We start from the raw sequence: 19,896 nt of genomic DNA on the forward strand, positions 1-19,896 counted from the left end.
TCAGGCCAGCTCCTCCTTGCGCAGGCGCACGATGGGCGCCAGCACGGTGGGCAGGCTCTGCATCTGGGCCAGGGCCGTGTTCATGCGGCCTTCCTGCGTCTCGTGGGTCAGGATGATGAGGTCGGTCTGCTTCTCGCCCTCGGCCGACTCCCGCTGCAGCACGGCGTCGATGGAGATGTCGTGCTCAGCCAGGATGGTGGTGATGCGGGAGAGCACGCCGGCTTCGTCCGCCACACACAGGCGCAGGTAGAAGCAGGTCAGCACCTGCGCCATGGGCAGGATGGGCGTGTTGCTCATGCTGTCAGGCTGGAAGGCCAGGTGCGGCACGCGGTGATCGGGGTCGGCGGTGTGCAGGCGGGTGATGTCCACCAGGTCGGCGATGACGGCCGAGGCGGTGGGCTCGGAGCCGGCGCCCTTGCCGTAGTAGAGCGTGGTGCCCACGGCGTCGGCCTGGACCACAACGGCGTTCATCGCGCCTTCCACATTGGCGATCAGGCGCTGGGCCGGGATCAGCGTGGGGTGCACGCGCAGCTCGATGCCGCCACCCGCGACGTCACTGCGGCGGCGGGCGATGCCCAGCAGCTTGATGCGGTAGCCCAGCTGCTCGGCGTACTTGATGTCCGTGGCCTGGAGCTGGCTGATGCCTTCCACATGGGCCTTGTCGAACTGCACCGGGATGCCGAAGGCGATCGCGCTCATGATGGTGGCCTTGTGCGCAGCGTCCACGCCTTCGATGTCGAAGGTGGGGTCGGACTCGGCATAGCCCAGGCGCTGCGCCTCCTTCAGCACGGTGGCGAAGTCCAGGCCCTTGCTGCGCATCTCGGACAGGATGAAGTTCGTCGTGCCGTTGATGATGCCGGCGAGCCACTCGATGCGGTTGGCGGTGAGGCCCTCGCGCAGGGCCTTGATGATGGGGATGCCCCCGGCCACCGCGGCCTCGAAGGCCACCATGACGCCCTTCTCGCGGGCGGCGGCGAAGATCTCGGTGCCATGCACGGCCAGCAGGGCCTTGTTGGCGGTGACCACGTGCTTGCCGGCGGCGATGGCCTCCAGCACCAGCTCGCGGGCCACGCCGCAGCCGCCGATCAGCTCGACGACGATGTCGATCTCGGGGTTGGCGATGATCTCGCGCGGGTCGGCCACCACCTGGGCGGCGTCCCCCACGATCTCGCGCGCCAGCGCCACATTGCGGCGCGACACCATGGTGATCTCGATCCCCCGGCCGGCGCGGCCGCGAATCTCGGCCTGGTTGCGACGCAGCACGTTGAAGGTGCCACTGCCCACGGTGCCGATGCCAAGGAGGCCGACTTTGATCGCTTTCATGGTGTGTTCTCGTTCTGACTGTATGGGGGGGCGACTCAGCGCCCGTGACGTTTTCGGTAGTTCGACAGGAATCGCTCGATCCGGCCCACGGCCTCGCGGAGGTCGTCGGTGTTGGGCAGGAAGACGAGTCGGAAGTGATCGGGGGCACTCCAGTTGAAGCCCGTCCCCTGCACGATCAGCACCTTTTCCTCGGCCAGCAGTTCATAGGCGAAACGCTGGTCGTCCTCGATCGGGTAGATCTTGGGGTCCAGGCGGGGGAACATGTAGAGCGCGGCCTTGGGCTTTACGACGCTGACGCCGGGGATCTGGCTCAGCAGCTCGTAGGCGAGGTCGCGCTGGCGGCACAGGCGGCCGCCGGGGGCCACCAGGTCCTTGATGCTCTGGTAGCCGCCCAGGGCGGTCTGGATGGCCAGCTGGCCCGGCGTGTTGGCACACAGGCGCATGGAGGCCAGCATGTTCAGGCCGGTGATGTAGTCCGCCGCATGGCGCTTCTCGCCCGAGACGACCATCCAGCCGGCACGGTAGCCGCAGCTGCGGTAGTTCTTGGACAGGCCGTTGAAGGTCAGCGTGAGCACGTCCTCCGAGAGCGAGGCGATGCTGGTGTGGACGTTGCCGTCGAACAGCGTCTTGTCGTAGATCTCGTCGGCCATGATGATCAGCTGGTGCTGACGCGCGAGCTCGACGATCTCCAGCAGCAGCGACTCCGGATAGAGCGCGCCCGTGGGATTGTTCGGGTTGATGACGACGATGGCCCGGGTGCGCGGGGTGATCTTGCGCTTGATGTCCTCGATGTCGGGCATCCAGTCGCTCTGCTCGTCACAGACGTAGTGCACCGGGTTGCCGCCCGAGAGGGCCACGGCGGCGGTGTACAGCGGGTAGTCGGGCGCGGGCAGCAGCACTTCGTCGCCGTTGTCCAGCAGCGCGTTGAGGGCCATCACGATCAGCTCGGAGGCGCCGTTGCCCAGGTAGACGTCGTCCACGGTCACGCCGCGGATGTTCTTTTCCTGGCAGTAGTGCACCACTGCCTTGCGGGGGGCGAAGAGGCCCTTGGAATCGGTGTAGCCGGCGGCGTCGGGGAGGTTGCGGATCATGTCCTGGACGATCTCGTCCGGGGGGGCGATGCCGAAGGCGGCGATGTTGCCGATGTTCAGCTTGATGATCTTCTGCCCCTCCTCCTCCATCTGGCGCGCCTTGTCCAGCACAGGACCACGGATGTCGTAGCAGACATTGGCGAGCTTGGCGGACTTGGAAATCGGGTTCAAGACAGGGACTCCTCGTGGATGCCGCGCATGTTGCGCCGCAAAACGTAGAATTTAACAGGGTAGCAGGGCTTTCCCTGGATGGATCTCTCCATGGTTCGAAAGCCGCGCAGCTAGGCTTCGTCGCCCCGGCCCGCGACGCTTGCGTCCCGGGGCGGCCCCCTGCCCTTCCTCCTTCATCCACCGACCCCATCCCAGCGCTCCGGCATGAAATTCCAGCTCGACGAACAGCAAGGCGGCAACAGCATCTCCCGCCATGAGAAGAACCGCGTGTGGGTCAACGGCCAGGCCCACGGCAGCAGCCTGCTGGTGCCATGGCGCGGCGCGGTGCAGGCCTGGGGCGTGGACCGCTTCGAGTCGCTGGACGAAGCCGCCTTCGAGCGCATCCTGGCGCTCAAGCCCGAGCTGGTGATCTTCGGCAGCGGCGAGCGGCTGCGCTTCGTCCCGCCGGCCCGCTACCGGGCCCTCATCGAGGCCCGCATCGGCCTGGAGACCATGGACCTGGCCGCCGCCTGCCGCACCTACAACGTGCTGGCCGCCGAGGGGCGCTCGGTGCTGGCGGCGCTGCTGATCGAAGCGCAGGCCTGAGGGGCCTGGCAACCGCCGCCACCTCCGGCGCCGGCCTCATCCGGCAAGCCCGGACAATCCCCCGAAAGGCCGGCAAAGCCGGAACTTGGCGTTCAACGTATAATTGCAGGCTATGCCCAGTCGGGCAGGCCTACTAGCAAAAACGCCCACATGACGCCAGCGCTCAACAAACCCCTCCCGGAAATTGAAGCTCTTGCTACCGGAGGCGTGAAGTTCACACCCCAGGCTTTCCATGGCCAGACGGTGGTGCTGTACTTCTACCCCAAGGACAATACCCCGGGTTGCACCACCGAAGCCATGCAATTCCGTGACCGACACAAGGACTTTGTGAAGGCCGGCGCCGTGGTGCTGGGGGTGTCGCGCGACAACATGGTCTCGCATGACAAGTTCAAGCAGACCCTGGAGTTGCCCTTCGAGCTCATCGCCGATACCGAAGAGAAGCTCTGCCACATGTTCGGTGTGGTCAAGAACAAGATCATGTACGGCAAGAAGGTGAAGGGCATCGAGCGCTCCACCTTCCTGATCGACGCCAGCGGCGTGCTGCGTGCCGAGTGGCGCGGCATCAAGGTGGCCGGCCATGTGGACGAAGTCCTCAAGGCCGTGAAGTCGCTGAAGAAGGAAGCCGCCTGATCCAGGCCCCCAGGCCCGGGCGCCCGCCCGAGGCCCGCGGAATCCGGGGTCAGCCCCGCAGTATCCCGCTCGAGCCGGCCCCGTCAGATGACGAGGCCGGCTTTGTTGTATTTGGACGCCGCCGCCTGCCGCCCTCCGGGGGCCCGGACGACTTGTGCATAATCAAACCATGCCCTCGCGCTCCGGACCCTGCCCTGAACAAAGCCGCCCTCCGACGAAGGCGGCTTTTTGCTTTTCAGGACCCGATGCCGGGTGGCGGTCTCCGCACCCACTGCCAAGGACGGCTTGACCCGTCCCTTCAAACGCCTCATGCCACTGCCCAAGCCCCCGACCAAGCGCGCCAGCCGTCTGGACGCCAGCGAGTACGCCACCAGCCTGGTCCCCAGCAAGAAGAAACCGGTGTTGGCCGCCCTGCCTGAGGCACCGGCCCCCACCCCGCCCGCGCCGGTGCTGAGCGTGGTTGCCGCGCCCGCCCCGTCCCGACCCCAGCGTTCGGCCAAGGTGCTGCGCACGGCCGAGCCGGCCGCGCCTGCCGTCATCGAGGCCCGCGCGCCCAAGGTCGAAACCCCTGCCGCCAGAGCGCCTGCCCCCGCACCTGCTCCTGCACCCTCGCCCGCGCCCGCGCCCGCTTCGGCGGCCAAGGCCCGCGCGAGCAAGGCGGCCAAGCCGAAGGGCACCGGCAGCAGCAAGCTCTTCGTTCTCGACACCAACGTGCTGATGCACGACCCGATGTGCCTGTTCCGTTTCGAGGAACACGACATCTACCTCCCCATGATCACCCTGGAGGAGCTGGACGGGCACAAGAAGGGCATGACCGAGGTCGCCCGAAACGTGCGCCAGGTCAGCCGTGACCTCGACGCCCTGGCCGCCAGCCTCAAGAGCAGCACGCTGGAGGAAATGGCCAAGGGCCTGCCCCTGGACCAGACCGGCCACCGCGAGGCCGGCGGCAAGCTCTTCTTCCAGACCCAGCTGATCGACGCCCCCCTGCCCCAGGGTCTGCCCCAGGGCAAGGCGGACAACCAGATCCTGGGCGTGGTGCAGGCGCTCAAGGCGCAGCAACCGGAGCGCGAGGTCGTGCTGGTGTCCAAGGACATCAACATGCGGATCAAGGCCCGGGCCCTGGGCCTGCCCGCCGAGGACTACCGCAACGACAAGACCCTGGAAGATTCCGACCTGCTCTACACCGGCGTGCAGGCCCTCCCGGCCGACTTCTGGGAGCGCCATGGCAAGACCATGGAGAGCTGGCAGCAGGGCGGCCTCACCTTCTACCGCATCAGCGGCCCGCTGGTGCCCTCGCTGCTGGTCAACGAGCTGGTCTACCTGGAAGCACCGGGCACCGCGCCGCTCTATGCCAAGGTCACCGAGATCACCGGCAAGAGCGCCGTGCTGCGCACGCTCAAGGACTACGGCCACCAGAAGAATGCCGTATGGGGCATCACCGCCCGCAACCGCGAGCAGAACTTCGCCCTCAATCTGCTGATGGACCCGGACGTCGACTTCGTCACCCTCACCGGCACCGCCGGCACGGGCAAGACGCTGATGACCCTGGCCGCCGGCCTCTCGCAGGTGCTGGACGAGCGCCGCTACAGCGAGATCATCGTCACCCGCGTGACCGTGCCCGTGGGCGAGGACATCGGCTTCCTTCCCGGCACCGAGGAGGAAAAGATGGGCCCCTGGATGGGCGCGCTGGACGATAACCTCGAGGTCCTGGCCCGCGGTGACAGCAGCGCCGGCGAATGGGGCCGGGCCGCCACCAACGACCTCGTGCGCAGCAAGATCAAGATCAAGAGCCTGAACTTCATGCGCGGCCGCACCTTCCTCAACAAGTTCGTCATCATCGACGAGGCGCAGAACCTGACGCCCAAGCAGATGAAGACCCTGATCACGCGCGCCGGCCCGGGCACCAAGATCGTCTGCCTGGGCAACCTCGCCCAGATCGACACGCCCTACCTCACCGAAGGCTCCTCCGGCCTGACCTACGCCGTGGACCGCTTCAAGGGCTGGGCCCACAGCGGCCATGTCACCCTGGCCCGCGGCGAGCGCTCGCGCCTGGCGGACTTCGCCTCCGAGGTGCTTTGAGGCCAGGCTTGCCTGACGCTTTCCCTGCGGCGCTGCGGCGCCGCTTTTCATTTGAGCTGCGATGACGCTTTACGTATCCGACCTCGACGGCACCCTGCTCAACCGGCAGGGCCTGCTGTCCGACACCACCCGCACCGGGCTCACCGAGCTGCTGGGCGCGGGCCTGGTCTTCACCGTGGCCAGCGCGCGCCATGTGGTGTCCATCCGCCAGCTGCTGGCCGGACTGCCGCTGAGCCTGCCGGTGATCTCGTCCAACGGCGCCTTCATCAGCGACCTGGCCACGGGCCGGCACGAGCTGGTGCACGGCATGGACGGCGCCCTGGGCGAGGCGATCTTCGCCCTGGTGCGCCGCCATGGGCAGATGCCCTTCCTCTCGGTCCACACGCCCGAGGGCGACCGGCTCTGCTGGCAGGGCGTGGAGAACGAGGGCCAGCGGCATTTCGTCGACGAGCGGGTGCTCAACGGGGATCCGCGCCTGCGCCAGTGCACGGACCTCGCCCGCGAGCTGGGAGGCGGTCCGCTGATGACGCTGGTGGTGGTGGGCCCGCACGGCCCGTTGCAGGCGCTGTACGAGGACATCCAGGCCGAGTTCGGCGAGGCGGTGCAGTGCCACCTCAACGAGGACCTCTACCGCCCCGACTGGCCCTGGCTCACCGTGCATGACCGCCGCGCCACCAAGGACCAGGCCCTCCACATCCTCGCCCAGCGTTACGGCCTGAGTGATCGCGAGGTGGTGGTCTTCGGCGACCAGGTCAACGACATCACCATGCTGCGCGCCGCCCACCGGGGCGTGGCCATGGCCAATGCCATCGACGAGGTCAAGGCGGAGGCGCAGACGGTGATCGGCCACCACGACGAGGACGCCGTGCTGGCCTTCCTCCAGCAGGAGTGGGCCGCCCGGCGCTGACACAGCCGTTTACACGGCCAGCGCCGATCCGGGCGAGCATGTCGGGTTGCCAGCAACTGACCGAGTCCATGTCCTACCTTCTGCAGATCGCCGAATCAGAGTCCTTCGGTCCGGCCAAGTTCGTGAACAAGGCCGGCCACACCGAATGCGTGGAGTATGTGCGTCAGGCCACCGGTGCCCCTTCGACGCCGGAATGGCGCCAGGGCGTGCAGGTGGTCGGCGCGCGGCCGGGCAGCATCCGCCGCGGCACGGCCATCGCGACCTTCGACGAGCACGGCCACTACCCCCGCGACGGCCGGGGCCGCCATGCCGCCATCTTCCTGGAGGAGAACGCCCTGGGCATCGTGGTGCTGGACCAGTGGAACAGCCAGGGCGAGGTCAAGCGCCGCACCATCTACCTGAAGCGGCCGGACTACCCGCGCGTCGACTGCGCCCGGCAGTACTTCGTCATCGAGTGAGGCAGATTTGCGACCAATTGCTACACCACTGAGGACCGCCGCGCTGGCGCTGTGCCTGGCCTCCGCCGCCTGGGCGGGCCCTTCCGAGCCGGCACCGGCGCTGGCCTGCCCGGCCAGCCTCGAGGTCCGGGAACAGCCGGTCAGCGCGCCCGCCTCGCCCTGGCTGGCCCTGACCGACCCCGGCCTGCCGGCACATGCGCTCAGCGGGGTGTCGATGCTGCAGGGGCCGCCCGAACAGGGCGCGCGGCTGGTGCCTGACTTCGAACGCAAGGCCGGCCGGCTGCGGCACTACGGCTGGACCTTCAAGCCCGTGCCCGCCTCCGCGGCCACCGAGGAGGCCCTCTGGCTGGCCTGCTCCTACCACCACACCGCGCTGATGCTGGTGCGGCCCGTGCCTGCGGGCATGAAGCGCTGCGAGGTGCAGGAACGCCTGCTGCCGACGGGCCGCAGCCTCGGCATCGAGGGCCTGCGCTGCGAGTGAGGCCGAGGGCCCGTCCTCAGGCCAGCGGCTGCAGGCTCAGCCGAGCCTGCTCGCGACCGAGCGTCGCGCCCAGCAGGCGCGTCAGCGCATAGACCGCATCGAGGTTGGGGCTCGGCGTTCCTGTGATGCGGGCCAGTTCCACCACCGCGCCGAGCAGCGCCTCCAGCTCCAGCGCGCGACCGGCCTCGACATCCTGCAGCATGGAAGTCTTGTGCGCGCCCACGGCCTCTGCGCCGGCGATGCGCTTGTCCAGCGAGATCTTGAACTGCACGCCCAGCTGCTCGCCCACGGTCTGCGCCTCGGTCATCATGCGAGCCGCCAGCTCGCGGGTGAGCGGGAAGCGGCAGATGTCCTCCAGCGTCGCATGCGTCAGCGCGGAGATGGGATTGAAGCTCAAGTTGCCCCACAGCTTGACCCACAGCTCGGAGCGGATGTCCCGGCTCACCGGTGCCTTGAAGCCGGCCTGCATCAGCACCTGCGACAACGCTTCGACGCGCTCGCTGCGCGTGCCGTCCAGCTCGCCCAGCGAGAAGCGGTTGCCCTCGATGAGACGGACCCTACCCGGTGCCTCCAGCTGCGCCGCCGGGTAGACGATGCTGCCGATCACCTGGGCGGCCGGCAGCGTGCGCGCGATGGCGCCGCCCGGGTCCACGGACTCCAGCACCCGCCCCTCGTGCGGGCCCGCCAGGCCCTGGAAGTACCACCACGGCAGGCCGTTGATCATGCTGACGATGAGTGTCTGCGGCCCGATCAAGGCTGGCAGCTCCGCCAGCAGCTCGTGCAGCTGGTGTGCCTTGACGGTCAGCAGCACCACGTCCTGCACGCCGGCCTCGGCCATGCGCTGCACGGCACGCAGGCTCTCGCCCGCCGGCGCCTGCAGGGCACTGCCGTCTTCCTCGATGAGGGTGAAGCCCTGGCTGTTGATGGCCGCCAGGTTGCGATTGCGGGCGATGAAGGTGACCGCGTTTCCGGCCAGGGCCAGGCGCGTACCCAGCAGGCCGCCGATGGCACCGGCGCCGACGATTGCGAACTTCATGCACTCACCGCGAATTCATTGCGCGCCGCACGGCGCTTGAGCAGCCCCCACAGGGGCCAGACCAGCATCAGCAGGGCCAGGGCCGTCAAGCTGCCGACCAGGGCATTGGACCAGAAGATGCCCAGGCTGCCCTGCGAGAGCAGCATGGACTGCCGGAAGTTGGACTCGGCCTTGTCGCCCAGCACCAGGGCCAGCACCAGGGGCGCCAGCGGGATGCGCAGCTTCTTGAACACATAGCCCATCACGCCGAAGACCAGCATCATGTAGACATCGAACATGGCGCCATGCACGGTGTAGGCGCCGATGACGCAGGTCACCACGATCACCGGCGCGATGATGGCGAAGGGGATGCGCAGGATGGCGGCCCAGAAGGGCACCGTCGTCAGCACCACCAGCAGGCCCACGACATTGCTGAGGTACATGGAGGCGATCAGGCCCCAGACGAAGTCCTTGTTCTCGGCGAAGAGCATGGGCCCGGGCTGCAGGCCCCAGATCACCAGCCCGCCCAGCAGCACCGCCGCCGTGGGCGAGCCGGGAATGCCCAGGGTCAGCATGGGCAGCAGGGCCGAGGTGCCGGCGGCGTGGGCCGCGGTCTCGGGCGCCACCACTCCGGCCAGCTCACCCTTGCCGAAGCGCTCGGGGTGGCGCGAGAGCCGCTGCGCGACGCCGTAGCTCATGAAGGAGGCCGGCGTCGCGCCGCCCGGCGTGATGCCCATCCAGCAACCGATGGCCACCGAGCGCAGGAAGAGCTTCCAGTGCTTCAGCAGCTCCCACCAGGTCTGGAACACCACCCTGGGGCTGATGCGCGCCGACTGTCCCTTGAAGGCCAGCCCCTCCTCCATGGTCAGCAGGATCTCGCCGATGCCGAAGAGGCCGATCACCGCGATCAGGAAGTCGAAGCCCTTGAGCAGCTCGGCAAAGCCGAAGGTCATGCGCAGCTGCCCGGTCATGTCGTCCATGCCGATCGTGGCCAGGGCAAAGCCCATGAGCATGGAGATCAGGGTCTTGGCCGGCGCCTCGCGGCTCATGCCGACGAAGCTGCAGAAGGTCAGCAGCTGCACGGCGAAGAGCTCGGCCGGGCCGAAGCTCACGGCAAAGCGCGCCAGCACGGGTGCCAGGAAGCTGATGAGCAGCGTGGCAAAGAGCGCCCCCACGAACGACGAGGTGAAGGCCGCCGTCAGCGCCTGCGCCGCCTCGCCCCGCTGGGCCATGGGGTAGCCGTCGAAGGTCGTGGCCACGGACCAGGGCTCGCCCGGGATGTTGAAGAGGATGGAGGTGATGGCCCCGCCGAACAGCGCCCCCCAGTAGATGCACGACAGCATGATGATGGCCGTCGTGGGGTTCATGCTGAAGGTCAGCGGCAGCAGGATGGCCACGCCGTTGGCGCCACCCAGGCCGGGCAGCACGCCGATCAGCACGCCCAGCAGCAGACCCACGAGCATGTAGCCGAGGTTGGGCAGGGTGGCTGCGACGGAGAAGCCGTGCAGCAGGCTGTTGAAGTCGTCCATCGCGCGATCCTCAGAAGCCGAGCCAGTGTTCCAGCGGCCCCTTGGGCAGCGGCTGGACAAACCATCGCTCGAAGAGCAGGAAGGCCAGCAGGGCGACGCCCACCGACACCGGCAAGACCCGACCCCAGCCATAGCCACCCTGGCGCCGCATGAACCAGGCGATCAGCAGGGCCGAGGGGACGTAGATCCCCAGCCAGGGGATCACGGCCGCATAGGCCACGGTGGGCAGGAAGACGGCCGCCACGTCCCGCAGCGGCCCGCTCTCGACGAAGCGCTGGGTCGTCGTCGACCAGCGCCGCAGCTGCTGCAGCAGCAGCCAGCCGCTGCACAGGGCCAGGCCCAGGCCGATGCGGAACGGGAAGTAGCCGGACTGCGGGCCATCTTCGGCCCAGCCCGTGCCCAGGCGCAGGCTGTCACGGATCAGCAGCAGGGCAAAGGCCAGGATCAGGCCCGCCGTGATCAACTCCACCCAGCGCTGGGACCATCCCCGCCCTGGCGCCGTAGCCTCCGGCCGGTCTTGTGCGTCCATGTCGTCTCCCCTTGCATCAGCGGGCGCGAGGGCCCGTCGGCGTCACTGGGCCAGGAAGCCCGCGTCCTTCATGAGGGTGCGGTGCAGCTGCTCGTTGCGGGCCAGCCAGTCGAAGTAGGCCTCGCCCTGCAGCGCCTCCTGCCGGAAGGCGCCCTTGGCCATGAAGTCCTTCCACTCGGGCAGCTGGCGCAGCTTGTCCAGCATCCCGGCGTAGAAGGCCTTCTGCTCGGGCGTCACGCCCGGCGCCATGAAGATGCCACGCAACATCACGTAGGACACCGGGATGCCCTGCGAAGCGCAGGTGGGCAGGTCCTGCCAGCTCTGCTTCGCGGTCACCTTCTCGGCGTAAGGCATGGGCTTGTCGTCGAAGACGCACAGGGGGCGCAGCTTGCCCGCGCGCCAGTGGGACTCGGCCTCGATGGGGTTGTTGACCGTGGAGTCCACATGCTTGCCCACCAGCTGCACGGCCACGTCGCCGCCGCCCTTGAAGGGCACGTAGATGATCTTCTTGCCGGCGGCCTTCTCCAGCATCACGGTGATGATCTGGTCCTCCTGCTTGGACCCGGTGCCGCCCATCTTGAAGGTGCCCGAGGGCTGGCTCTTGATGGCCTTGAAGTAGTCGCCGGCTGTCTTGTAGGGCGAGTCCTCGTTGACCCACAGCACGAACTGGTCGAGGGCCATCATGGACACGGGGGTCAGGTCTCGCCAGTTGAAGGGCACGCCGGTGGCCAGGGGCGTGGTGTAGAGATTGGACAGGGTGATGACCAGCTTGTGCGGATTGCCCTTGTCGCCCTTGACGTCGAGGAAGCCTTCCGCGCCGGCGCCGCCGGACTTGTTCACCACCACGATGGGCTGGGGCGAGAGCTGGTGCTTGGCCACCATGCCCTGGATGAAACGGGCCATCTGGTCAGCGCCTCCGCCAGTGCCGGCCGGGACGACGAACTCGACGGGCTTGCTCGGCTGCCAGGCAGCTGCCAGGGCATGTCCGCTGAAGGCCAGCGCCAGGGCGCCGAGGGCGTGAATCGTGTGCTTGTGCATGACGTGGAACCCTTCCTCTGCTTGAACTTGTTCTGTGCGCCTGGCTCAGGCCAGGCCCAGCTTCTGCGCCAGACCGATGCGCTGCAGCTTGCCGGTCGCACCCTTGGGAATCTCGGCCATGAAGAGGATCCTGGCCGGCACCTTGAAGTCCGCCAGGCGCTGGCCGACGAACTGCTGCAGCTCACGCTCGGTCGCGCTGGCACCTTCGCGCAGCACCACCACGGCGCCCACCTCCTCGCCCAGCTTGGGATGCGGCAGGCCGAAGCACACGACCTGGGCCACGGCGGCGTGGTCCATCAGCACCTCGTCGACCTCGCGCGGGCTGATCTTCTCGCCGCCGCGATTGATGATCTCCTTGAGGCGACCGGTGATGGAGACATAGCCCTCGGCATCCATCTGACCCTGGTCCCCGGTGCGGAACCAGCCCTCGCGGAAGGCCTCGGCATTGGCCGCAGGATTGCTCTCGTAGCCCTGGGTCACATTGGGGCCGCGGATGACGATCTCGCCCGTCTCGCCGGCGGCCAGCAGCGCGCCGTCGGGGCCCATGATGGCCACCTCGGGGCCGGCGGCCAGGCCTACGGTGCCGGGCTTGCGCACGCCTGGCGGCAGCGGGTTGCTGGCCATCTGGTGAGTGGCCTCGGTCATGCCATAGGCCTCGATCAGGGGCGCGCCGAAGACCTGCTCCAGCTCGCTGATGACCTGCGGCGGCATCGAGGAGGACGAGGAGCGCATGAAGCGCAGCGGATGGCGCCGGATCACGTCGGCGTTCTTGCCCGCGCGGGTCAGGATGGCCTGGTGCATGGTGGGCACGGCCGTGTACCAGGTGGGGGCGGCCTCGTCCATCCAGGCGAAGAACTTCAGCGCATTGAAGCCGGGCGTGCAGAAGACCTGCGAGCCCGCGCTCAGCGGCGCCAGCACCCCGGCGATCAGGCCATGGATGTGGAACAGGGGCATGATGTTGAGCCCCCGGTCCGCCGCCGTGAACTGCAGGGTGCGGCGGATGTTGGCGGCAGACGCGCAGAGATTGCGCTGCGACAGCGGCACGATCTTGGGCCGCGAGGTGGTGCCCGAGGTGTGCAGCACCATGGAGACGTCATCCGGACGGGCCATGCCCCCCTCGCTGCTGGCCGTGCTGCCGCTGAAGTCGCCCGCCAGGCGGAAGTCGCCCGCGGCTTCCAGCGGCTGCAGCCGGATGATGGGCACGCCCAGGGCCTGTGCCACCGCGACGGCCGGGGAGTCGCTGCCCTCCTCCACGATCAGCGCGCGGGCCTGCAGGTCACGCAGGTAGAAGTCGAACTCCTCGGCGCGGTAGGCGGGGTTCAGCGGTGCGCTGGCCACGCCGCAGGCACAGGCCAGGAAGCAGGCCGCCATCTCCGGCCCGTTGGGCAGCACGATGGCCACGCGGTCATTGCGCCCCATGCCCCAGGCATTGAGCTGCTGCACGCTGCGCTCGATCAGCGCACGCAGGGCGCCATGGCTCAGCGCGGGACGCCCCGGCGCACGCAGCGCCACGGCCTCGGCAGGAAGCGACTGCAGTTGCAGCCAGAGAGAGTCTTGTGACATGGCATTCACCTTCTCGACAGCTCAGGGGACTTCAGCGCAGTGCGGCGCACGGCCGGGCAGCGGCGGCAGTGCAGCATACGTGCTGCCGATGCGCGCCGGGCCGGCCGCGCGCCTGTCACTGGCGTTCAGCGCACGTCCAGCCATTCGCCCAGCTTCATCATCTCGGCCTGCTCGAAGCGGGCGAATCCCTTCCACTTGGTGGGCTCCAGCTTCTTGCGGCCCTCCTCGCTGGCATCCAGGCTGGTGAGGTAGCTCTGCACCTTCTCGAACTGCTCGGCGCTGAGGCTGGGGCTGGCGATGACGTGCTTGATCGGCACAGGCCGGGTGTAGCCCAGGATCTTGCCGCCCTTGGCCTGCCAGGCCTTGAGCACCGCGCTGGAGGCCGTCACGCCCGCGTGGGTGAGGTAGTTCTCGACGAAGAAGGGCACCGCGTCCTGGTAGCGGGTGTACGTGATGCGCACCTGCGGGGCGCTCATCTTCAGGTCGCGCAGCGTGGCGCGCAGCATCACCGAGGTGATGGAGTCCTCGTCCGGCGCGCCCAGGTGCTGGCCGCGCAGGTCGGTGAGCTGGGTCCAGGGGGCATCGGCCCGCACCATGAAGCCCGCCTTGTAGTCGGTGAAGCCCTTGGTCACGGCCACCAGGCGGTAGCCCGAGTTCCGCATGGCCTGGATGGAGATGTGGGCCGGGTGCACGAGGGCCAGTTCCCAGCGCTTCTCGGCCAGGCCCTGGCGCAGGCTTTTGTAGTCGCTGACGGGCTCGATGGTGACCGGCTGCTGCAGCAGCTTGGAGAGGTCAGCGGCCATGCCCGCATAGCGCGCCGCGATCTCGGCATTGCTCACCCGGTAGGTGACCCCTTCGTTGACGGCAAAGCTCAAGGCCTGCGCTGCAGAGCCTCCCGCCAGCAGGGCTGTCACGCCCAGGACCACGCCCGCTTGCTTCACCCACAGCCTGAACCATTCCATACCCATGCTCACTTCCGTCCTGCATCCCGACACGCCGGGTCATCGCAAGGCGCCCGGACTGTTGTGCGCCTTCCCCGACAGAACCTCCCCCGGGAGAAGACGCGCGCATTGTGGCCATCTCGCCCGACCCCACAGTCCAGCAAAACCCTCAGTTGAGGCGCAACCTGAAACATCTGACAGGGGTGACGCAGGCATCGCACAAAACACATTCGCACACACAAAGCGACAGACACGGCGGCCACCAATGAAAACGGCCCGCCAGGGCGGGCCGTCAGCAGCGCAAGAACGCCGGGGGCGATCAGTGCTTGAGGTAGTCGAAGAAGGCCGCGTTGCTGGGGTTGCGCCCCAGGAAGTCGCGCACCAGCTCCGGTGCCGGCTTCTGGCCGCCCTGGGCCAGGATGCGCTCGCGGTAGCGGCGGCCGACCTCGGCATCCAGCTTGTTGGCCTCGAAGGGGCTGCGCAGGTCCATGGCCAGCACCAGGCTCCAGAGATAACCGTAGTAGCCCGCGCCATAGCCGCCGGCGATGTGGGAGAAACCGGCCACGAACTTGCTGCCCGGCACATGGCCCATGGGCGTGGCGCCCTCCATCTTCGCCCACAGGGCCTGGGGGTCCTGCGGGTCCTTGCCGTGCAGGGCCAGGTCATAGCTGGCATAGAGATGCTGGCGACCGTACTGAGTGCCCTTGCCGAAGTGCTTGGCAGCCACGACCTTGTCCACCAGCGCCTCGGGCATGGGCTTGCAGTCGGCGCAGACCTCGCGCATCAGCGGCAGCACCTGCTTGTTGACCACCCAATCCTCCAGCATCTGCGAGGGCGCCTCGACAAAGTCGTGCATCACCGCCGTGCCCGCCTGCTGCAGGTAGAAGGTGTTGCTGAGGTTGTTGTGCACGGCATGGCCCAGCTCGTGCAGCAGGGTCTCCATCTCATCGACGGTCAGGCCCTTGCGATTGAAGTTGACCACCAGCGCCGCGGCGGGCAGGCGCCCGATGCGCGTCGCGCTGCCGCGCAGGGGCCAGACGGCCGCGTGGTTGTACTTGCCTTCGCGGGGGAAGAGGTCCACGTAGAGATTGGCCAGGGGCTTGCCGGTGGCGGCGTCGCTCACGGCAAAGGCCTGGACCTCGGGGTGCCACAGCTCGGCGGGCACCGGGGTGTACTTCACGCCCATCAGGCGCTCGATGATGCGCATGGCGAAGCGCAGGCTCTCCTGGGCAGGGAAGTATTCGCGCAGCGCTTCCTGGTCCACCTGGAAACGGGCCTGGCGCAGGCGCTCGGCATAGAAGCTGGCGTCCCAGCGCTCGACACGGACCTGGGCCAGCGGCAGACCCAGGTGCTGGGCCTTGGCCGCCTGCAGCTCGGCGACATCGGCGCGCTCACGCTCTGTCACCGTAGCCTGGACCTCGTCCAGGAACTTCCAGGCCGCCTGCGCATTGCCGGCCATGCGCCGGCGCAGGTTGAAATCCACGTAGTTGTCATAGCCGAACAGGCCCGCGTACTCGCGGCGCAGCTGGGCGATCTCGGCCAGCAGGCGCAGGTTGGGCTCACCGCCCTCGTTGACCTTGGCCTCCCACATGCGGCGGCGGGTCTCGGGATTGTCAGCCGACTGCAGCACCGGCCCATAACTTGGATAGTCCACGCCCAGCAGGATGCGCCCCTGCGCGTCGCGGCGGGCGTTCTTCCAGACGCCTTCGGGCACGCCCTGCAGCTCCGCCTCGGTGTAGGCGATCTGGAGGCTGGCGTCGCGGATGTTCTTGTTGAACTGCTGGTCCAGCTCGCCCAGCTTGTCGATGATGGCCTTGGCGCGCTGGCGCTTGGGCGCGGGCAGGGACACGCCGCTGTCCTCGAAGGCCCCCAGGGCCACGCGCTGCAGCTCGCGGTCGCGCGGCTGGGGCGTGGGAGCGCGCTTGAGCGCCTTGTAGAGCTGCTCGTTCTGGGCGACGGTGGAGTTGAACTGCGTCCAGCGCATGGAGCAGGCCTGGGCGGCGTCGCGGCCGGCCTTGTCCGGGTGCACGTACTGCACGAAGTCGACGGCGCTCTGGCCGTCCTCCACCGTGGCGGCATAGTCGTCGAAGGCCGCCATCCAGCCCAGGTCCACTTTGCGGCGCTCCAGCTGGGCCAGGGCCTTCTTGGCCGAAGCCAGGCCGCTGTCGCAGGCCTGGCGGATCTGGGCCACCGTCTTCAGCGTGGGAAACAGCGGCGCGGGCAGCGTGGCGCTGGCCTCGGCCTGCGCGAAACCCGCAATGCCGGTCAGTCCGGCCAGGAGGAGCGCGCCGACGAGGCGGCGCGGAGTCTGCATCGATGTCATGGTGTGGCTGCGCGAGGGCGCGGTCGGCGCCACCGCCTCTGCTGGGAATGATGCGCGGATTGTGCCCGCGGCCCCGCCTCCGCCCGGAAGTCAGCGCACCGGGACAAACACCAAGGCCGGCGCCGTTCGCAGCCCTCGGCCGCCCCTCAGCCGCCCACCAGACTGCGGATCTGCTGCAGGGCCGTCGGGTCCTCGATGGTGGTCAGGTCGCCCGGGTCGCGCTGCTCGCACACGGCCTGGATGGCGCGGCGCAGCAGCTTGCCGGAGCGGGTCTTGGGCAGCACGCTCACGAAGCGCACGCGGGCGGGCCGGGCCACGGCGCCCAGCTGCTCGTCCACGCGCTTCATGATCTCGGCCTCCTGCTGGCGGGCGCCCTCCTCCGTGGCCGCCCGGCTGGCATCCTTCAGCACGGCGAAGGCCATGGCCACCTGGCCCTTGAGCGAGTCGGCCACGCCCACCACGGCCACCTCGGCCACATTGGGATGGCTGGCGATGCTCTCCTCGATCTCGCGGGTGCCCAGGCGGTGGCCGGCGACGTTGATCACGTCATCCGTGCGGCCCAGGATGTAGAAGTAGCCATCCTCATCGCGGATGCCCCAGTCGAAGGTCGAGTAGACCAGCTTGTCGGGGATGCTGGACCAGTAGGTGTTGACGAAGCGCGCGTCGTCGCCCCAGACCGTCTGCAGGCAGCCCGGCGGTAGCGGGCCCTCGATGGCCACCACGCCCTTCTGGTTCGCCCCCGTGAGTTCCTCGCCGCTGTTCTCATTGAGGAGCTTCACCTTGTAGCCGTACATGGCCACGCCGGGTGAGCCGAACTTGCTGGGCTTCTTCTCGACGCCATTGGCGATGGAGAGGATGGGCCAGCCGGTCTCGGTCTGCCAGTAGTTGTCGATGATGGGGCGCCCCAGGCTCTGGGCAATCCACGTGGCGGTGGGCTCGTCCAGGGGCTCGCCGGCCAGGAACAGGGCGCGCAGGCTGCTCAGGTCGTACTTGGCCAGGTAGGCCGGGTCCTGCTTCTTGAGCACGCGCACGGCCGTGGGCGCGCTGAACATCACCGTTACCTTGAAGCGCTCGACCAGCTGCCACCAGATGCCGGCGTCCGGCACGGTCGGCAGGCCCTCGTACATCAGCGTGGCCATGCCGGCGATCAGCGGGCCGTAGATGATATAGCTGTGGCCCACCACCCAGCCGATGTCGCTGGTGGAGAAGTAGGTCTCACCCACGTTGCCGCAGTAGATGTGCTTCATGCTGGCCGCCAGGGCCACCGCGTAGCCACCCACATCGCGCTGCACGCCCTTGGGCTTGCCGGTAGTGCCGCTGGTGTAGAGCGTGTAGCTGACGGCATTGGACTCCAGCCAGGCGCAGGGCACCTGAGCGTCCTTGTGCTGCTCGCGCTGGGCGGCGTAGTCCAGGTCGCGCCCGGCCACGCGTTCGAAGGCGGCCAGGCCGCGGTCCACCATCAGCACGGACTGGGGCTTGTGCTTCGCGAGCTGGATGGCCTCGTCCAGCAGGTGCTTGTAGGGCACGACCTTGCCGGAACGGCTGCCGGCGTCCGCGCTCACGATGAGCTTGGGCGAGGCATCGTCGATGCGACTGGCCAGGGACACGCTGGCGAAGCCTCCGAATACCACCGAGTGGATGGCGCCAATGCGCGCGCAGGCCAGCATCGCGAAGGCGGCCTCGGGAATCATGGGCATGTAGATCAGGACCCGGTCGCCCTGCCCCACGCCCTGGGCCAGCAGGATGGCGGCCATGCGCTCGACCTCCCGCTGCAGTTCGCGGAAGCTGTAGATGCGCTCTTCCTTGACCTCGGTGGAGACCCAGATCAGCGCGTTCTGATCGCCCCGGTCGCGGGCGTGGCGGTCCACCGCGTTGTGGCAGAGGTTGGTGGTACCGCCCACGAACCATTTCGCGAAGGGCGGCCGGCTGTAGTCGCAGACCTGCTGGAAGGGCGTCTGCCACTCGATCAGCGCGGCCTGCTCGCGCCAGAACTCGTCCGGCTGCTCGACCGAGCGCCGGTAAAAGCCGGCGTAATCGCCCGGGACCTGGGGAACTGCGCTGCCGGGAATGCTGCTCATGGCTGACCTCTGCACTTCCATAATTACGAATTACGGCGCATTTCACGACGGGGCTCTGACGGCAGGCTGACCTTGCCGAGTCACGCCGGAGACAATTGCCGAGGATCAAGACAGGTGCCGCTGGTGTGCGCTTGGACACATGTCCCGGCGCCCCCCTATGGTCCAATAGGACTTGTTCCCCACATTGAAACGCGGGGCGATTCGGGTACCGAACGGGGCCCGGAATTACCCGCGGTTTGCCCCTGCCTTGCTTGACACTGCCAAGACCCGCTTCTTAAGCTGCGCGGCCGAGATCAAGTTCCCGATGCTGCCAGCCCGACGCCTTTTCCACCGCCGAAGCCCCTTGCGCCCCCTGCGCTCCGTGGTGGCCTGCGCCGCGCTTGCGCTGGGCCTCGGCGCCACCGGCGCGCTGGCGCAGCAGCAGCCGGCCCAGGGCAATGCCCCGCTGGCGCCGCCGCCGGGCACCATGATGGGCGCCTATGGCCAGAGCCAGCAGGTGGCCGCCCAGCCGGGCAGCGCCACGGCGAGCAAATCCACACCGGCCCCCGCCGATCTGGCCGCCGCGGCTGCCGCAGGCGCCGGCACCAACGGCAGCGACGCCATCACCCGTTTCCTCCAGGACACCGGGCTGATGAAGAACGCCAGCGAGAACAAGCTGCTGAACCAGGTGCGTGACACGGCCTCCGACCTGGTCATGTCCGCCATGAACTTCCTGGGCGTGCCCTACAAGCGCGGCGGCAAGTCCCTGGAGAGCGGCTTCGACTGCAGCGGCTTCACCCGGCATATCTTCGAGATGTCCGTCGGCCTCGTTCTGCCCCACCGGGCAGACGAGCAGGCGCGCCTCTCCAGCCTCATCCCGATCAAGCAGGAAGAGCTGAAGCCGGGCGACCTCGTCTTCTTCAACACCATGAAGCGCACCTTCTCCCATGTGGGCATCTATGTGGGGGACGGCAAGTTCATCCACAGCCCCCGCGTGGGCAGCGCCGTGCGCGTGGAAGACCTGCGCGAAGCCTACTGGGCCAAGCGCTTCACCGGCGCGCGCCGGGCTGACCTCAGCGCGGCGCAGGCCAACGCCGACGCTCGCAATGTGCAGGGCCAGGCGCCGCTGATTCGCTGAACGCCGTCACAGGACTGCATTGAAAAGAGGCCCCGCGG

General features: G+C 68.2%; 17 protein-coding genes. 7 read left to right on the plus strand and 10 right to left on the minus strand.

Going from position 1 to position 19,896, the window contains the following annotated elements; genetic code table 11:
- Together O9Y01_RS02410 and O9Y01_RS02415 are read right to left on the minus strand one after the other, a co-directional pair.
- Positions 1 to 1,323 carry a homoserine dehydrogenase gene (locus O9Y01_RS02410; protein WP_269629885.1) on the minus strand — a complete coding sequence of 441 codons (1,323 nt, stop codon included), beginning with the start codon at positions 1,321 to 1,323 and terminating at the stop codon, positions 1 to 3.
- 35 nt (positions 1,324 to 1,358) lie between these two features.
- On the minus strand, positions 1,359 to 2,585 hold the full coding sequence (locus tag O9Y01_RS02415) for a pyridoxal phosphate-dependent aminotransferase (protein WP_269629886.1): 1,227 nt from the start codon (positions 2,583 to 2,585) through the stop codon (positions 1,359 to 1,361).
- A gap of 204 nt (positions 2,586 to 2,789) precedes the next feature.
- Between O9Y01_RS02415 and O9Y01_RS02420 the strand changes: the two genes are divergently transcribed.
- The 6 genes from O9Y01_RS02420 (at position 2,790) to O9Y01_RS02445 (ending at position 7,725) form a co-directional block, all read left to right on the plus strand.
- Positions 2,790 to 3,170 carry an Mth938-like domain-containing protein gene (locus O9Y01_RS02420; RefSeq protein WP_269629887.1) on the plus strand — a complete coding sequence of 127 codons (381 nt, stop codon included), beginning with the start codon at positions 2,790 to 2,792 and terminating at the stop codon, positions 3,168 to 3,170.
- A 150-nt stretch (positions 3,171 to 3,320) separates the two neighbouring features.
- The gene (locus tag O9Y01_RS02425) at positions 3,321 to 3,800 is read left to right on the plus strand and encodes a peroxiredoxin (RefSeq protein ID WP_183103338.1); all 480 of its coding nucleotides are present in this window, start codon (positions 3,321 to 3,323) and stop codon (positions 3,798 to 3,800) included.
- A 309-nt stretch (positions 3,801 to 4,109) separates the two neighbouring features.
- Positions 4,110 to 5,879 carry a PhoH family protein gene (locus O9Y01_RS02430; protein WP_269629888.1) on the plus strand — a complete coding sequence of 590 codons (1,770 nt, stop codon included), beginning with the start codon at positions 4,110 to 4,112 and terminating at the stop codon, positions 5,877 to 5,879.
- A 61-nt stretch (positions 5,880 to 5,940) separates the two neighbouring features.
- The gene (locus O9Y01_RS02435) at positions 5,941 to 6,786 is read left to right on the plus strand and encodes an HAD family hydrolase (RefSeq protein WP_269629890.1); all 846 of its coding nucleotides are present in this window, start codon (positions 5,941 to 5,943) and stop codon (positions 6,784 to 6,786) included.
- 68 nt (positions 6,787 to 6,854) lie between these two features.
- Complete coding sequence (locus tag O9Y01_RS02440; RefSeq protein WP_269629891.1) at positions 6,855 to 7,244, plus strand: BPSL0067 family protein; 390 nt, start codon at positions 6,855 to 6,857, stop codon at positions 7,242 to 7,244.
- A 7-nt stretch (positions 7,245 to 7,251) separates the two neighbouring features.
- Entirely contained in the window at positions 7,252 to 7,725 is a 474-nt protein-coding gene (locus tag O9Y01_RS02445) for an STY0301 family protein (RefSeq protein WP_269629892.1), read from the plus strand.
- 16 nt (positions 7,726 to 7,741) lie between these two features.
- Here O9Y01_RS02445 and O9Y01_RS02450 read toward each other — a convergent pair whose 3' ends face one another.
- The 8 genes from O9Y01_RS02450 to O9Y01_RS02485 all read right to left on the minus strand — a co-directional run bounded on the left by O9Y01_RS02450 (position 7,742) and on the right by O9Y01_RS02485 (position 18,741).
- Complete coding sequence (locus tag O9Y01_RS02450; RefSeq protein WP_269629893.1) at positions 7,742 to 8,761, minus strand: 2-dehydropantoate 2-reductase; 1,020 nt, start codon at positions 8,759 to 8,761, stop codon at positions 7,742 to 7,744.
- Positions 8,758 to 10,269: a tripartite tricarboxylate transporter permease gene (locus tag O9Y01_RS02455; protein WP_269629894.1), complete on the minus strand. Its 1,512-nt coding sequence runs from the start codon at positions 10,267 to 10,269 to the stop codon at positions 8,758 to 8,760. Before O9Y01_RS02455 ends, O9Y01_RS02450 begins: the two co-directional genes overlap by 4 nt.
- Before the next feature lie 10 nt (positions 10,270 to 10,279).
- Positions 10,280 to 10,798, minus strand: a complete 519-nt coding sequence (locus O9Y01_RS02460) for a tripartite tricarboxylate transporter TctB family protein (protein WP_269629895.1) — start codon at positions 10,796 to 10,798, stop codon at positions 10,280 to 10,282.
- Between the two features lie 42 nt (positions 10,799 to 10,840).
- Positions 10,841 to 11,836 (minus strand): Bug family tripartite tricarboxylate transporter substrate binding protein, encoded by a 996-nt coding sequence (locus tag O9Y01_RS02465; protein WP_269629896.1) that lies wholly within the window; start codon positions 11,834 to 11,836, stop codon positions 10,841 to 10,843.
- Positions 11,837 to 11,881: 45 nt separating this feature from the next.
- Complete coding sequence (locus tag O9Y01_RS02470) at positions 11,882 to 13,399, minus strand: acyl--CoA ligase (protein ID WP_269629897.1); 1,518 nt, start codon at positions 13,397 to 13,399, stop codon at positions 11,882 to 11,884.
- 125 nt (positions 13,400 to 13,524) lie between these two features.
- Positions 13,525 to 14,367: a phosphate/phosphite/phosphonate ABC transporter substrate-binding protein gene (locus O9Y01_RS02475; RefSeq protein ID WP_269629898.1), complete on the minus strand. Its 843-nt coding sequence runs from the start codon at positions 14,365 to 14,367 to the stop codon at positions 13,525 to 13,527.
- 292 nt (positions 14,368 to 14,659) lie between these two features.
- Positions 14,660 to 16,663, minus strand: coding sequence for a M3 family metallopeptidase (locus tag O9Y01_RS02480; protein WP_269629899.1), 2,004 nt, complete (start codon positions 16,661 to 16,663; stop codon positions 14,660 to 14,662).
- 146 nt (positions 16,664 to 16,809) lie between these two features.
- Positions 16,810 to 18,741, minus strand: coding sequence for a propionate--CoA ligase (locus O9Y01_RS02485; RefSeq protein ID WP_269629900.1), 1,932 nt, complete (start codon positions 18,739 to 18,741; stop codon positions 16,810 to 16,812).
- Positions 18,742 to 19,084: 343 nt separating this feature from the next.
- On the opposite strand from O9Y01_RS02485, the gene O9Y01_RS02490 reads away from it, so the two are divergent.
- A complete protein-coding gene (locus O9Y01_RS02490) occupies positions 19,085 to 19,858 on the plus strand; it encodes a C40 family peptidase (RefSeq protein ID WP_332108740.1) in 774 nt (257 codons plus the stop codon).
- Positions 19,859 to 19,896 lie beyond the last annotated feature (38 nt).

It is taken from the genome of Pelomonas sp. BJYL3, assembly GCF_027257975.1.
Lineage (GTDB): Bacteria > Pseudomonadota > Gammaproteobacteria > Burkholderiales > Burkholderiaceae_C > Roseateles_B > Roseateles_B flavus.